Consider the following 15,054-nt stretch of genomic DNA (forward strand, 5'->3'; position numbering starts at 1 on the left):
CAAGGTTATAGTTATGTCTATTTTAATATAAAATAAAACTGAAAGATTTATTTAAATCCTCCAGTTAAATTATAGAGCCTATTAAGATGCATCATGCATCTTTTTTTATCTATATTTTAGAAAGTAAAATATTATAGAAAGTATTGATACACTCATTGTATTTTAAATATTTACTTATGAATGAAGTAGGATTTGATGTTGTTCCATTTTGTATCAATTTATCATCAAGACAATCTACCTTAAAAGTTGATTTATATGAAACCGCTGTTTTATTAGAAGAAGTTGGAAAAGTTATTCAGGATGTTTTACCATTTCAAGTCAATTAGGACATAGAATGGAACAATTAGATGCAATTATTGATGAACAACTTGCAACAACTCCAACAGAAGAACTACTAGATTTAGAAATATTACAACAGCAAAATATTAAAGATACATTACATACTTATCGACATGCGAAACGTTGTAATGAAAAAAGAGTGATGTACGAGGCTGTAAAATGGGGACAAAAAGGAGCGAGAACTAATTCTATATTTCCTAATATTGTTGTGACAACTTTTGCTGTTGATGAATTCAATGGACATAGAGGAGATTTTTATAAAAATATGTTCAAAAAGTGTCCAGTCAAAAGACCTAGGACGGCTGATGAAATTGCTAATGTTGCCGAATTACTGATGAGTGATAAAGGTTCATTTTTTACAGGAAGTGATTTTATAATTGATGGAGGTGCTACGGCTTCATATTATTACGGACCTTTAAAACCTTAATAATTAATGTTATAATGCTATAAAGAGGTGAATTTGATGCTATTTAAGCAAATGAAGTATTTTATGACTGTGATAGATTGTAATAGTTTTACTGAAGCTGCTGAACAATGTTTTATCTCGCAATCAGCCATATCGCAACAAATCAAATCGTTAGAAAAAGAATTAGGTGTAGAATTGTTAGTAAGAGAAAATAGACAGTTTACATTAACACCAGCGGGTGAATATTTTTATCGTCATGGAAAAGTCTTGTTAGATGAAATTGAGGATTTTAAAGAAGAAACAATTAGACGTGGGAAAGATAGAGAATTAAGTTTAACGATTGGTTATCCTAAAAACTTTAGTTCTTTAGAACTCCATCAAACTATTGTCGAATTTACAAATATATACCCTGAAGTCAATGTTTCTATTATGAGTGGTACTCATGAAGAATTATTTGAATATTTATTGAATCAGCAAGTAGATATGAAAATCAGTGAACAAAGGAGAACTTTTCATGATGATTACTATAATTTTGAATTAAAATATAGCGACTGTTTCATAGAAATATCATCAAAACATCCTCTGGCTCATAAAAAAGAAGTATCAGTAGAAGGTTTAAGGAACATGTCTTGTATATTAGTTGTTTCTAAAGGTAAAGAAGATTCTGAAAGAGAATTTTATGAGAAAAGTTTAGGTATATCACATCGTTTCTTATATGCTGAATCTTTAGATCAAGCACGTTTAATGGTTTTAAGTAATCGTGGTTTTTTACCAATAGATCAAATTGGTCAATTACCTGAAACTATTTCTGGGATTAAAAGAATACCGTTAAAAAGAAATGGGCAATCTCTACAAAGAAATTATTTTGCTTGTTGGCATAAAGAAAGAGCAAATTATTATATAGAAGAATTTGCTCAAATGTTTAGAAATCTTTTAAATAAGTAAAACTTATAATTATGATAAGAAATTGAAATTGTTTCAATTTCTTATTTTTTTTACAATAAATATAGAAAAGGAGATGCTATAAATGAATAAAGTATTCATTTTAATGAGTAGTGCTAGAAAAAATGGAAATACCAATAAACTTGTTAAATCTTTTGAAATATGAGCAAGGGGAAGTGGTCATCGTGTTGAAAAAATGAATCTTCATTACTGTCATTTAAGCCATGTTTAGGTTGTTGTGTTTGTCAAGATAATGGTGGTTACTGTATTTAAGAAGATGATATAGAAAAAATGGATACACTGAAAAAAGAATATCAATTGGGAAAGGAAATTTAAAATATGGAGAAAAAATTAGGTTTTGGCTGTATGAGGTTACCTATGATAGGTGACGAAGTCGATTTAGAAGAATTTCAAAAAATGGTCGATTATTCAATGAAATATGGTTTTAACTATTTTGATACAGCACATGGTTACGTCAAACAAAAAAGTGAACTTGCTTTAAAAAATTGTTTAACCTCAAAGTATGATAGAAATAGTTATATACTTACAAATAAACTCAGTGTACATTTTTTTAACAAAGAAGAACAAATCAGACCTTTGTTTGAACAACAGTTAAAAGTTTGTGGTGTTGAATATTTTGACTATTATCTCATGCATGCTCAAGATAAAGCAATCTATCAATATTTTCAAGAATGTAATGCATATAAAATTGTTCAAGAATTAAAAAAAGAAGGAAAAATCAAACATATGGGCATTTCATTTCATGATAAAGCAGATGTTTTAAATGTGATTTTAAAAGAACATCCTGAAATAGAAATTGTCCAAATTCAATTGAATTACAAAGATTATGAAGATGCCAGTGTACAAAGTAGAGCTGTTTATGAAGTGTGTAGAAAATACAATAAGCCAGTCTTAATTATGGAACCAGTCAAAGGTGGAGGTTTAGTGAATTTGCCTAATCAGGCAAAAGCTGTCTTTGATGAACTTCATGGAGGTAGTTATGCAAACTATGCTATTCGCTTTGCAGCAAGTTTAGATGGTGTTTATAAAGTTTTATCAGGTATGAGTAATATGGAACAGTTAAAAGATAATATAAGTTATATGAAAGATTTTCAACCATTAAACAAAAAAGAATATGAAGCCATTGATAAAGTTAAAAATATTTTGGATAGTTTAGGAGGCATTGATTGTACTGCTTGTTGTTATTGTGTGGACGGATGTCCTAAAAAAATATTAATACCTGATTTATTTGCTTGTTATAATGCAAAAGTTCAATTCAATGATTGGAATAGTGATTATTATTATGATGTGCATACAAAAGCATATGGAAAAGCAAGTGACTGTACTGGATGTAAACAATGTGAAAAAATATGTCCTCAACATTTAACTGTTACAAAATATTTAAAAGAAATTTCAAAAATATTTGATAAATAAAGGAGAGTATAAAGATGAACGATTTTCAATTTCAAAATACAACAAAAGTATATTTCGGTAAAAATCAATTAAAAAACTTACATAATGAAGTATTGAAGTATGGTAATAAGATATTGATTGCACATGGCGGTGAATTTATAAAAAATTCTCCACTATACAGCAAAGTTGTCAATGAATTAGAAAGCAACAATATTCAAGTTTTTGAATTAGGGGCAGTCGAACCTAATCCAAGGCATACGACAGTTAATAAAGGTGTGGCTATGTGTAAAAAAAATGGTATTCAAACTGTTCTTGCGATTGGTGGTGGTTCAACAATAGATTGTTGTAAAGCGATTGCTGCGACATCTATGAGTGAATCAGACAACATCTGGGATTTAGTAGAAGGTAAAGTGAAATGGAACAACGCATTAGCGGTTATTGCAATGCCAACAATCGCTTCTACTGGTAGTGAAATGGATAAATCTTGCGTGATTGCGAATGTTGATTTAGGTATTAAAAGTGGGATCAATGGTGAACTAATTAGACCGAAAGCAGCTTTTCTAGATCCTACAAATACATTTAGTGTCCCTGCAAGACAAACAGCTTGTGGCGGATATGATATTATGGCTCACTTATTTGATATGAACTATTTTGTTAATAGTGAAAAATATCCATTACAATTTAATGTCGTAGAAACATTACTTAGAATAGTTAGAGAACAGCTTCCTGTCGCAATTAAAGAACCAACAAATTATGAAGCAAGAGCAACTATGCTTTGGGCTGCTAGTTGGGCATTAAATAGTTTCTGTACATCAGGATATAAAACAAATGCACAATTACATGCATTAGAACAACTCTCATCAACATTTGATTTAACTCATGGTCTAGGATTGGCTATCATTACACCAAAATGGATGAAATATGTTTTAGATAAAGATCCAACAACCGCACCAGATTTTGCAAGATTTGGAGTCAATGTTATGGGGATTGGAGATGATGAAGATAAGGTTGAAGTCGCTTATAAAGCTATTGAAGCATTGCAATCATTCATTAAAGATGAATTAGGATTACCTGTCACTTTAAGTGAATTAGGTATTGATGATAGACATTTTGAAGATATGAGTATTAAGGCTTGTTATGGCAAAGAATCTTTACCTTTAGCCTATCGTGTACTTACAAGAGAAGATTGTCTAAATATCTATAAAATGTGCTTATAGTTAATCATAAATTTCAAAAGGAATCATTTTGGGGAGGAATTAAGCATTTTTTAGGATTGATTTTGCTGTTTCTCTCGTTTGTAATTTGATTATTTTAGGATTGGAGATAGTTTTGATTCAAGGGTCTTTTATTGGTCAAAAAATTTACACATCAAGAATATTGTCAATATCATTTGTTAATTTAACTACGATTTCTCCAAGTCAAATGATTGATTACTCACCATTGCATCCTTTTGGAGAAAAATATGCATTAGAACAAATTCAAGAGGTTGAAACTGGTTTTTATGGTTCACGTTTGCTATTTTTATATGATAAAGGAGACTTCTATTATCAAATCAAATTTAAAAATGGAAAAACAATCTCAATAGGTGACTGTTATACTCTTCCGTTATATGAAAAGCATACATATAGTGAACTTGTAGAAATGGATCGTCTAATTATGCAATATAAACCACATAAGATTTCAAGTGATAAAAATTTTGAGTATATACAAATGGATCAGGAGTATATAGATCGTTTTTTATCTATTGTGAACAATCAATAAGCAGATTTTCTGCTTATTTTTTGTTAAATTATAAATAATTGTGCATACTTATCTTGGTGATTCTATGTCTATATATATACAACTTTTATTGGCAAGTTTTTTTTGGGGAAGTAATGTTATTGTTATGAAACTTCTTCTGGATGAAATACCATTTTTATTATTAGCGACAATGCGTGTTTTTTTATCTCTTATTTTTTTAGGGATTTATTTAAAATGGAAAAATATTTCTTTTGAATATAATTATAAGAACAAAGCATTAGCTATTGGAATTTTAGCAATTTATTTGAATTTCTTTTTTACTTTTTTAGGAATGAATCAGGTCAAAGGGATAGACAATGCTTTTATGAATGCTTTGGCACCAATCCTTACTTTTGTATTTTCTTTGTTGTTGTTAAAACAAAAGGGCAATATGAAAGAATATATTGCAATTGGCATGACAGTTTTTGCTTTTTTGTTATCCATACGTTTTCAAATATTTTCAATTAAAATAGGTTTCTGGTATTTGTTTCTAGGGATGGTTTTATATATGCTGGCAAATGTATGCATTCAAAAATGGAAGTTACATAATTCCTTGATCCTTTCATTTTATGAATTATTGTTTGGTTTTTTCTTTTTAGCTATTCATTGTTTTGTTCAAGGACAATTTCAATTACAACCATTATTTGAAATTTCTTTGTTTCATTGGTTATTATTTTTGATTATATCAGGCATTGGATTTGCATTTATACAAGTGACTTATATGCGTTCGATTGGTGTTATTGGGGCTTTAAAAACAAGTTTTTTTCTAAGTTTAAATCCTATTATTACTTATATTGAGTCACTGCTGTTTTTGAATGAGGAGTTTGATATTATTCACTTTATAGGATTTGTGATTTTGGCAATTGCGATTTATATGATGAATGGACAAAAAGAAAAGAGAACTAATTCTCTTTCTCATAATGATGAATAAGCGCTTGTGTGCCTAGTTCATCTTTATTTAAGTTTGTATACATTTCTAAAACTTTATTCAATATTTCTAATTCGATATCACGATCGCTCATTTCTTCCTGAGCGATTTTCATATCTTTGATAAAGTGTTTGATATAGAATCCTGGCTGAAGATTGTTATCTAAAATGGCTTGTCCATTATGTTCTAATTGCCAACTTCCAGCAGCGCCCTTGCTAATACACTTCATCATTGTGTCTGTGTCAAGATTGGTCTGGTGAGCATAATGAATAGCTTCTACAACACCTGCAATTGTTCCAGCTATCACAATCTGATTTGTCATTTTAGTATGTTGACCAAGTCCTGCCTGACCAACATAATTGATTGTTTGACCAAGAATTTGAAAAAGTGGATAAACATCTTCAAAAACATCCCAGTCACCTCCAACCATAATTGAAAGTGTTCCATTTTTAGCGCCTATATCACCACCAGAAACAGGAGCATCTAAACTTTTTATATTTCTCATTTTTGCATCAGTGTAGATTTTTTGTGCTAAAGCTGGAGCAGATGTTGTAAAATCAATACAAATTGCATTTTCCTTGGCATTTTCTAGGATTCCATGATTTCCATAATAAATCTCTTCAACATCTTTTGGATAACCTACCATTGTCATAATAATGTCTTTATTTTGAACACATTCTTTAATTGTGTTAGACCAGTATATACCTTCATTTATGAGATTATCAACTTTTGATTTTGTACGTGTAAAAATTGTGGTATGATATCCAGCTTTATTTAAATTGCGAACCATAGATTTCCCCATAACACCTACACCTATAAATGCTATTTTTTTCATTATATATTCCTCCTTGATTTTTTATATTTTATCATGGATAAAACATATTTGGTATCATTCTTTCTCCACTATAGCAAATTTGATGTCAAATAAATAAGAAAGACGTTATATAATGGAATAGGGAGGTTGGTAGGATGAATAAATCTACAAATAAAGAATTGATAGAAGAGATTTTGAATTTTATTGAAGATCATCTTTATGATGAGAATTTAAATCTTGATTGTATTGCATTGCACTTTGGTTATTCAAAGTATCATTTACATCGTTTATTTACTGCTTTAACCCATTTTCCTCTTCATACTTATATCCAAAGAAGACGTTTGAGTGAAGCTGGAGGACTATTGGTGAAAACAAATCAAAGAATTATTGAAATTGCTTTACAGGCAGGTTATGCGTCTCAACGTTCTTTTTCTAAAGCTTTTAAGAATTTATATCATGTGACACCAAATACTTATCGTCGTAAACAAAAGTATAATCCTGTGCAAGTGAAATACGAAGTATCAGAGACTTGCCTTGCGTTAAGTGAAACAAAAATATTTGATGTTAGAATTGAAGAAAAGAATCATATGTTATTTGTTGGAGTGAAAGCCAACACTTCTAAAGGTTTTGGCGTGATTGGCAGGTGTTGGTATCAATTACATAAATATAAACATCTCATTTTAAATCGAATAGATAATGATTTTGTGGTTGGTATCAATGACTATTCACATTTTGAAAAAAATGGAGTACAACCTTGTTTTGATTATTATGCAGTTGCTGAAGTAGAGGATTTAAAAGATATTCCAGCAAAAATGATAACAAAAACCTTACCTGCTTCACAATATATTGTATTTTCTTTGAAAGGACATAATGAAGAAAGTATGCAGGAGATTGTGGAATACATTTATGGTCAGTGGTTTTTAGAAACAACTTTATTGTTTAATCAAAATTGTATGTATGATTTTGTGAAGTATGGCGAACAGATTGATGAGCAAGGTGTGAGCTTGATAGAATACTGGATACCTGTTCTTGACTCCTGTTTAGATCATGATACAATTAAATTTGGTGATAATAATGAATAAAGAGACAATTCCGACTTGGGAGCTTCTCCAAAAAAGAATAACATATAAACAATTAGGACAAATCAAGAATAAGAGAATTCTTGATTTTGGGAGTGGAAATGGTGTTATGGCTTCGTATTTAGCTAAAGATAATGAAGTCATTGCAATAGAGCCGAATCAAAATATGTTTAAAGATATGCTTTATCAGAATTCCTTTATTCAAATTGTTGGTGGATTAGAAGAATTAAGAAAACAAAAGAAAGAATCTTTTGATGTTATTATCTGTCACAATGTTTTAGAATATGCTCAGTGTCGAGAAGAGGTTGTTAAAGAATTTTATAGACTTTTAAAACCGGCAGGATCTTTATCAGTTGTTAAACATAATAAGATGGGAAGAGTCATGCAAATGGTGGTTTTACTCAATGAATTTGAAACTGCTCATCAAATTTTAGATGGTCAAAATGGATATGCACAAGATTTTGGTGAAATCCATTACTTTGATGATCAGGATATTTGTAGATGGGAAAAACGATTTGTATTAGAGAAAACTTTAGGGATTCGTACGTTTTGGGATTTACAGCAAAATCAAAACGTTCAAACAGAAGAGGAGTGGCAGGAAAATATGATTGAAATAGAGGAAAGAGTCAGTACAATTTCTGAATTTCAAGCTATTGCTTTTTTTCACCATGTCTTCTATCGTAAAGAGATTTAACGAAATTATCTTGACTTTTTCATAACTTTCTATATAATAACAAGTGCGGCTATCTCTAGGATATAAGAGTCCTCGACCTATACCTTGGATTTGGCTAAGTTAAACAAAAGGAGGAAACATAAATGTTAACTAAAGAAGAAAAAACTGCTATCATGAAAGAATATGCAACGAAAGAAGGAGATACAGGTTCTCCAGAAGTACAAATTGCTGTATTAACTGCTGATATCAACAAATTAAATGGACATTTTAAAGTTCATAAAAAAGATCATCATTCTAATAGAGGTCTTTTAAAGAAAATCGGTAGAAGAAGAGATTTATTAAAATATTTAAAAAATAAAGATCTTGATAGATATACAACATTAGTTGATAAATTAGGATTAAGAAGATAGTCATAAAGGATATTGTTGAAAAAACAATATCCTTTTTGTTTTGATTTTGTTATAATAATTGATGAATTGTGACGAAAGGATGTGATTGTATGTTGTATAAAGATAATGATGTTCCCGAGCCCTGTTTTATAGACAACAATCAAATTCAGGAGGAGCAATTATGGAAGAAAGAATTGAAGAATTGGAAGTTAAAATTAAAGAACTTTTAGATGATAAAAAATATCATCAAATTAGAGAATTGTTAATAGATCTTAATGAGGCAGACATTGCTGAAATCATTGAGACAATAGAGATAAAAGAAGATGTTGTACGGGTATTTAGACTTTTACCTAAAGATAGTGCAGCTGATGTTTTTTCTTATATTCCAGTGGAATATGAGCAAATGATTATTGAATCATTGACAATGCGTGAAATCGGACAGATAATGAATGACTTATATTCAGATGATGCTGTAGATATGCTTGAAGAGATGCCAGCTAATGTTGTCAAAAAAGTATTAGCTGCAACGGATAAAGAAACCCGTCGTGATATCAATAATTTATTGAAATATCCAGAGGATTCTGCAGGAAGTATTATGACTGTTGAATTTGTTGATTTGCGTGCTTATATGAGTGTAATGGATGCTATTGAACGTATCCGAAAGACAGGTGTAGACAAAGAAACGATTAATATTTGTTATGTGACAGATGTTCAAAAACATTTGTTAGGAATTGTGACATTGAGAGAAATTATCTTGGCAGATGCTAAGGAAAGTATTAAGGATTTGATGAATGAGAATATCATTACTGTTCATACGCTGGATGATCAGGAAGAAGTTGCAAAGCAATTTCAAAAATATGATTTTGCAGCTATGCCAGTGGTTGATAACGAAAATCGTTTGGTTGGGATTATTACAGTAGATGATGTCATGGATATTTTAGAAGAGGAAGCTACTGAAGATATTGAAATGATGGCTGCTATTACTCCAACTGATCAGCCTTATATGAAAACAAGTGTTTTTGAAACATATAGAAAACGTATTCCATGGTTGTTGTTATTGATGATATCGGCATCAATAACAGGGAAGATTATTCAGGGATTCGAAGCGGCTTTATCGACTTGTGTTATTTTAACTGCTTTTATTCCAATGCTAATGGATACAGGTGGGAATTGTGGGTCTCAAGCCTCTGTTTCAGTCATTCGTGCTTTGTCACTAGACGAAGTTGAATTTAAAGAATTGCCACAAATCATATGGAAAGAAATGCAGGTATCTATTCTTGTTGGAGCAACTTTATCACTTGCAAATTTCGGAAAAATATTACTTATTGATCGTACATCAATACTTGTGGCTTTTGTTGTGTGTATGACATTGTTTGTAACTGTTGTTGTAGCGAAATTGGTTGGTTGTACATTACCGATTTTAGCGAGTAAAATCGGATTTGACCCAGCAGTTATGGCGAGTCCGTTTATTACAACGATTGTTGATGCTCTATCATTAATTGTTTATTTCAATGTTGCAGGAATTTTCTTGGGATTATAGAAATGAAAAATATGCATATATCAATTGTTGGCATTGTTTACCTATTTATGTTATTTATTCCTAATATGATATGGGCTAAAAATATACCAGAGAATTATGATTCAAGTCATGAAAACAAAATTTTATTAATGTGTGAAAGACTTGGTGAAGTGCTTGTTTGCTGTTTTGGAGTTATTATGTTTGAAACTATGCATTGGAATCTCTTTGTCTTGGTTTCATTTGTCGTCATGCTTATGTATGAAGGGTATTGGATACAATATTTTAAAAGTGAGAAGAAATTGTCTGATTTTTATTGTAGTTATTTAAATATCCCTTTGGCTGGCGCCACTTTGCCAGTAATTGCCTTTTTTATATTGGGTTTGTCACAGGGACATTGGATACTTGTTTTTTCAACAATTATTTTAGGAATTGGTCATATTGGCATACATAGAGAACATTTCTTAGAGATAAAAAGATAAGTATTTTCATAAATGCTTTTCTTTTTGTCTTTTTTTGGTTATAAAAAAAAGAAATGTTTTGTTATTAAAGTAAATTATGCTATAATAACTTAGATAATGAATGAGGTGGAAATATAATGTCAAAACAAGTGTTTAACTTAGAATTTTATGGAAAGACATTAACTGTAGAAGCAGGAGAACTTGCTAAACAAGCCAATGGTTCGGTTTTAGTGAGATATGATGATACAGTTATTTTGTCAACTGCTGTAGCAGGGAAAGAACCCAAAGATGTGGACTTTTTCCCATTGACTGTTACATATGAAGAAAAATTATATTCGGTAGGAAAGATTCCTGGCGGATTCTTAAAAAGAGAAGGGCGTCCAAGTGAGCATGGTACATTAACTGCTCGTATGATTGATCGACCAATTCGACCATTGTTTGCTGATGGCTTTAGAAATGAAGTACAAGTTGTAAATACAGTGTTATCTGTTGATCAAAATGCATCTCCAGAAATGGCTGCAATGTTTGGTGCATCACTTGCGTTATGCTTATCTGATATTCCATTTAATGGGCCAATTGCTGGTGTAAATGTTGGATTGATTGATGGTGAATTTACAATCAATGCTGGTCCAGAAGACATGGAAAGAAGTTTGATTAATCTTGAGGTTGCTGGGACAAAAGAAGCGATTAATATGGTTGAAGCTGATGCTAAGGAAGTGGATGAAGAAACAATGTTAAATGCTTTAATGTTTGGTCATGATAAGATTAAGGAATTAATTGCATTCCAAGAAAAAGTTGTAGAAGCTTGTGGTAAAGAAAAAATTGAAATTCCATTATTTGAATTAGATTCTGCAATTGTTGAAGAAGTTGAGTCTTTGGCAAAAGAACGAATGATTAAGGCTGTTTCTATTCCTGGTAAATTAGAAAGATATGGGGCTATTGATGATATTAATGCTGAAGTTGTCACATTATTTGAAAATAGAGATTATGCTGATTTAAAAGAACAAGCTAAAGTCTTAAAACAAGTGAAAATTGTTTTACATGATTTAGAAAAAGATGAAGTGAGAAGATTAATTACAGAAGATAAAATTAGACCTGATGGAAGAAAAATTGATGAAGTGCGTCCATTAAATGCACAAATTGATTTATTGCCAAGAGTTCATGGCTCTGCATTGTTTACACGTGGAGAAACTCAAGTTCTTTCAGTATGTACTTTAGGAGCTTTGGGAGAACACCAAAAAATTGATGGATTAGGTTTAGAGGATCAAAAAAGATTTATGCATCATTATAACTTCCCACCATATTCAGTTGGTGAAACAGGAAGAATGGGAGCGCCAGGTCGTCGTGAAATTGGTCATGGTGCTTTAGGTGAAAGAGCATTGGCTCAAGTTATCCCTAGTGAAGATGAATTTCCATACACAATTCGTCTTGTTTCTGAAGTGTTAGAATCTAATGGGTCTTCTTCTCAGGCATCTATTTGTGCATCTTCTATGGCCTTAATGACTGCTGGTGTACCTATTAGTAATCCAGTGAGTGGTGTGGCAATGGGACTTGTCAAAAAAGGTGATGATTATACAATTTTAACTGATATTCAAGGTATGGAAGATCATTTAGGTGATATGGATTTCAAAGTTGCAGGAACTAAAAAAGGTATCTGCGCATTACAAATGGATATTAAAATTGAAGGAATTACAAAAGAAATTCTACAAGAAGCATTAGCTCAAGCCAATGTTGGTAGACAACAAATTATGGATTGTATGTTAGGGGCAATTGCTGAACCTAAAAAAGAATTAAGTCCATATGCTCCAAAAGTTTTCATGATGAGAATTGAACCAGAACAGATCAAAGATGTTATTGGACCTGGTGGTAAAAACATTAATGAAATTATTGAAAAATCTAATGATGTTAAAATTGATATTGAACAAGATGGTCGTGTTACTATTTATCATTTTGATCAGGATGCCATTCATACTGCAGCTAAATTAATTGAAAATATCGTTAAAAAAGCTGAAGTTGGTGAAGTTTATGATGGTAAGGTTGTTAGGGTTGAAGATAAATTTGCCTTTGTGGAATTGTTTGAAGGAACAAATGGTTTCTTACATGTTGGTGATGTAGCTCATGAAAGAATTAATAAAGTTTCTGATGTTTTAAAAGTAGGAGATACAGCTAAGGTTAAAGTCATCAAGATAACTGATAAAGGTGTTAATGTTTCTAGGAAAGCATTGTTACCTAAGCCAATTGTGAAAGAAGAAAAAAAAGAAAGTGAATAAAATTATTTTAGCAAGCACTTCTCCAAGAAGAAAGGAATTGCTTGAAAGGGAAGGCATCGATTTTATAGTCGATGCTTCTTCTATAGATGAAACAATGGATGAGACATTGCCAATTAAAGAAAGACTGTGCCAATTAGCCAAAGATAAAGCAGAGCCTATTCATCATAAATATCCACTGGATATTGTTATTGGAGCAGATACGATTGTTTATTTTCAAAACAACATTATTGGGAAAGCCAAAAATCGTGAAGAAGCATATGAAACGTTACAGAAATTATCAAATCATAAGCATACAGTTTATACAGCTGTTGCTATATATCATGGGGATTCTTTAGAAGTTTTTTGTGATCAAACTGATGTGTATTTTAAAGATATTTCTATTATGATTAATGATTATCTTGATTCTGAAGAATGGATGGGGAAAGCTGGAGCGTACGGTATTCAAGGCAAAGCATCTGCATTTGTAGAACGTATTGTGGGTGATAAGGATACTGTTATTGGATTACCTGTCATGCATGTTAAAGAATTTTTAAATAATATTAAGGATAAATCATGAGGTGAGAATATGAAATTCTCTGATTTATATTTACATGAGAGCAGAGAGAACTCTGCTTTTTCTTATTGATAAAAACATTTGATAAATAGGTACAAATTTGTTTTCTAATATTCAATTATGGTTTATTAATATGAAAATGGAAAGAATTTTCTTTTTTAGAAATGTTGTTTTTTATTTCAAAAATGATGTAAACGGATACATTTGTTGTTGTTTTCTTGTTAAAATTTTACTATAATGGATAAGTAGGAAAAAAACGGAGGATGAATATATGGAAAAGAAAGTTAAAAGAATTGCATTGCTTTCAGGGGGCGGAGATTGTCCTGGGTTAAATGCCGTTATTAGAACAATAACAAAAACTGCTATCTCTAAATATGGTTGGGAAGTCATTGGCTATGTTTATGGATATAGAGGCTTATATAACAATAATTATATTGAATTAACAGAAGAAAAAGTTGAAAATATTTATAAAGAGGGAGGAACTATTTTATTTAGTTCTAACAAAGATAATCTTTTTGATTATTTAGTAGATGATGGAAAAGGCGGAAAAGTCAAAAAAGATGTGAGTGATGTTGGTGTTCAGAATCTAAAAGATGCTGGTGTTGATGTATTGGTTGTTTTAGGTGGCGATGGAACTTTAACGAGTGCTCGTGATTTTTCAAGAAAGGGTGTGCAAGTTATTGGTGTGCCTAAGACAATGGACAATGATTTATCAAGTACTGATTTGACTTATGGATTTATTAGTGCTATGAGTGTAGGGACTGATTTTATTGATCGTTTACAAACAACTGCCAAATCTCATCATCGTGTTATCTGCTGTGAGTTGATGGGAAGAGATGCAGGATGGATTTCTTTATATGCTGGTTTGGCTGGGAATGCAGGTGTATGCTTAATTCCTGAAATTCCATTTACGATTGAAAATATTGCTAAACATGTTGCTAAACGTGATGAACAAGGAATGCCTTATACAGTTATTGCTGTTGCTGAAGGTGCTAAATATGCTGATGGTACAAAAGTTATTGGAAAAATTGTAGAAGATTCTCCTGATCCAGTTCGTTATAGTGGTTTGGCTGCAAAAGTTGCTGATGATTTGGAAAAGGTTATTCCAAATCATGAAGTTCGTTCAGTAAATCCTGGACATATAATTCGTGGTGGAGATATTACTCCATACGATAGAATCTTATCAATTCGTTTTGGAGTGAAGGCTTGTGAACTTATTGATGAAGGTCTATTTGGAAATGTTGTCACTCTTCATGGTGAAACTATGGATTATACTTCTTTGGAAGAAGTTATTGGTGATGCTAAGTTTGGAAAGCAAAAGCGTGTTGATCCTAATGGTGAACTTATTAGGGCAGCAAAGGCTATTGGCGTATGCTTTGGTGATGAATAAGATATAAGACGAAAATAATCCTCTGAATGAATTCAGAGGATTATTTTATTATAAATTGATACCACGTGTTATACGCGTGGTAAAGATTTTAGCTTTAGCGTT

At 31.2% G+C, this 15,054-nt stretch carries 16 protein-coding genes; 15 read left to right on the forward strand and 1 reads right to left on the reverse strand.

What is annotated here, in order from left to right; genetic code table 11:
* Positions 1-155 precede the first annotated feature (155 nt).
* The 7 genes from AC5M21_RS14730 (at position 156) to AC5M21_RS14760 (ending at position 5,810) form a co-directional block, all read left to right on the forward strand.
* A complete protein-coding gene (locus AC5M21_RS14730; protein ID WP_017143745.1) occupies positions 156-326 on the forward strand; it encodes a hypothetical protein in 171 nt (56 codons plus the stop codon).
* An 8-nt stretch (positions 327-334) separates the two neighbouring features.
* On the forward strand, positions 335-766 hold the full coding sequence (locus tag AC5M21_RS14735; protein ID WP_008789772.1) for an SDR family oxidoreductase: 432 nt from the start codon (positions 335-337) through the stop codon (positions 764-766).
* A 36-nt stretch (positions 767-802) separates the two neighbouring features.
* On the forward strand, positions 803-1,690 hold the full coding sequence (locus tag AC5M21_RS14740; RefSeq protein WP_008789771.1) for a LysR family transcriptional regulator: 888 nt from the start codon (positions 803-805) through the stop codon (positions 1,688-1,690).
* Positions 1,691-2,026: 336 nt separating this feature from the next.
* Positions 2,027-3,121, forward strand: coding sequence for an aldo/keto reductase (locus tag AC5M21_RS14745; protein WP_017143744.1), 1,095 nt, complete (start codon positions 2,027-2,029; stop codon positions 3,119-3,121).
* A 14-nt stretch (positions 3,122-3,135) separates the two neighbouring features.
* On the forward strand, positions 3,136-4,317 hold the full coding sequence (locus tag AC5M21_RS14750; RefSeq protein ID WP_008789768.1) for an iron-containing alcohol dehydrogenase: 1,182 nt from the start codon (positions 3,136-3,138) through the stop codon (positions 4,315-4,317).
* A 112-nt stretch (positions 4,318-4,429) separates the two neighbouring features.
* Positions 4,430-4,861, forward strand: a complete 432-nt coding sequence (locus tag AC5M21_RS14755) for a hypothetical protein (protein ID WP_017143743.1) — start codon at positions 4,430-4,432, stop codon at positions 4,859-4,861.
* Positions 4,862-4,925: 64 nt separating this feature from the next.
* Positions 4,926-5,810 (forward strand): DMT family transporter, encoded by an 885-nt coding sequence (locus AC5M21_RS14760; protein WP_008789766.1) that lies wholly within the window; start codon positions 4,926-4,928, stop codon positions 5,808-5,810.
* On the opposite strand, the gene AC5M21_RS14765 is transcribed toward AC5M21_RS14760, so the two are convergent.
* The gene (locus AC5M21_RS14765; protein ID WP_008789765.1) at positions 5,782-6,642 is read right to left on the reverse strand and encodes an NAD(P)-dependent oxidoreductase; all 861 of its coding nucleotides are present in this window, start codon (positions 6,640-6,642) and stop codon (positions 5,782-5,784) included. The two genes, AC5M21_RS14760 and AC5M21_RS14765, sit on opposite strands and share 29 nt — an antisense overlap.
* Before the next feature lie 134 nt (positions 6,643-6,776).
* Here AC5M21_RS14765 and AC5M21_RS14770 point away from each other — a divergent pair, with 134 nt between their 5' ends.
* The 8 genes from AC5M21_RS14770 (at position 6,777) to AC5M21_RS14805 (ending at position 14,952) form a co-directional block, all read left to right on the forward strand.
* On the forward strand, positions 6,777-7,703 hold the full coding sequence (locus AC5M21_RS14770) for an AraC family transcriptional regulator (protein ID WP_008789764.1): 927 nt from the start codon (positions 6,777-6,779) through the stop codon (positions 7,701-7,703).
* Positions 7,696-8,394 carry a class I SAM-dependent methyltransferase gene (locus tag AC5M21_RS14775; RefSeq protein WP_008789763.1) on the forward strand — a complete coding sequence of 233 codons (699 nt, stop codon included), beginning with the start codon at positions 7,696-7,698 and terminating at the stop codon, positions 8,392-8,394. The genes AC5M21_RS14770 and AC5M21_RS14775 overlap by 8 nt, the downstream gene beginning before the upstream one ends.
* 122 nt (positions 8,395-8,516) lie before the next feature.
* The gene (gene rpsO / locus AC5M21_RS14780) at positions 8,517-8,783 is read left to right on the forward strand and encodes a 30S ribosomal protein S15 (RefSeq protein ID WP_008789762.1); all 267 of its coding nucleotides are present in this window, start codon (positions 8,517-8,519) and stop codon (positions 8,781-8,783) included.
* A gap of 160 nt (positions 8,784-8,943) precedes the next feature.
* The gene (gene mgtE / locus AC5M21_RS14785; protein ID WP_008789761.1) at positions 8,944-10,302 is read left to right on the forward strand and encodes a magnesium transporter; all 1,359 of its coding nucleotides are present in this window, start codon (positions 8,944-8,946) and stop codon (positions 10,300-10,302) included.
* 2 nt (positions 10,303-10,304) lie between these two features.
* On the forward strand, positions 10,305-10,760 hold the full coding sequence (locus tag AC5M21_RS14790; protein WP_008789760.1) for a hypothetical protein: 456 nt from the start codon (positions 10,305-10,307) through the stop codon (positions 10,758-10,760).
* A gap of 116 nt (positions 10,761-10,876) precedes the next feature.
* Complete coding sequence (gene pnp / locus AC5M21_RS14795) at positions 10,877-13,009, forward strand: polyribonucleotide nucleotidyltransferase (RefSeq protein WP_017143742.1); 2,133 nt, start codon at positions 10,877-10,879, stop codon at positions 13,007-13,009.
* Positions 13,002-13,565 (forward strand): Maf family protein, encoded by a 564-nt coding sequence (locus tag AC5M21_RS14800; RefSeq protein ID WP_017143741.1) that lies wholly within the window; start codon positions 13,002-13,004, stop codon positions 13,563-13,565. Before pnp ends, AC5M21_RS14800 begins: the two co-directional genes overlap by 8 nt.
* A gap of 268 nt (positions 13,566-13,833) precedes the next feature.
* Positions 13,834-14,952: a 6-phosphofructokinase gene (locus AC5M21_RS14805; protein ID WP_008789758.1), complete on the forward strand. Its 1,119-nt coding sequence runs from the start codon at positions 13,834-13,836 to the stop codon at positions 14,950-14,952.
* Positions 14,953-15,054: the final 102 nt, after the last annotated feature.

The sequence above is a fragment of the Coprobacillus sp. genome, from assembly GCF_984815275.1.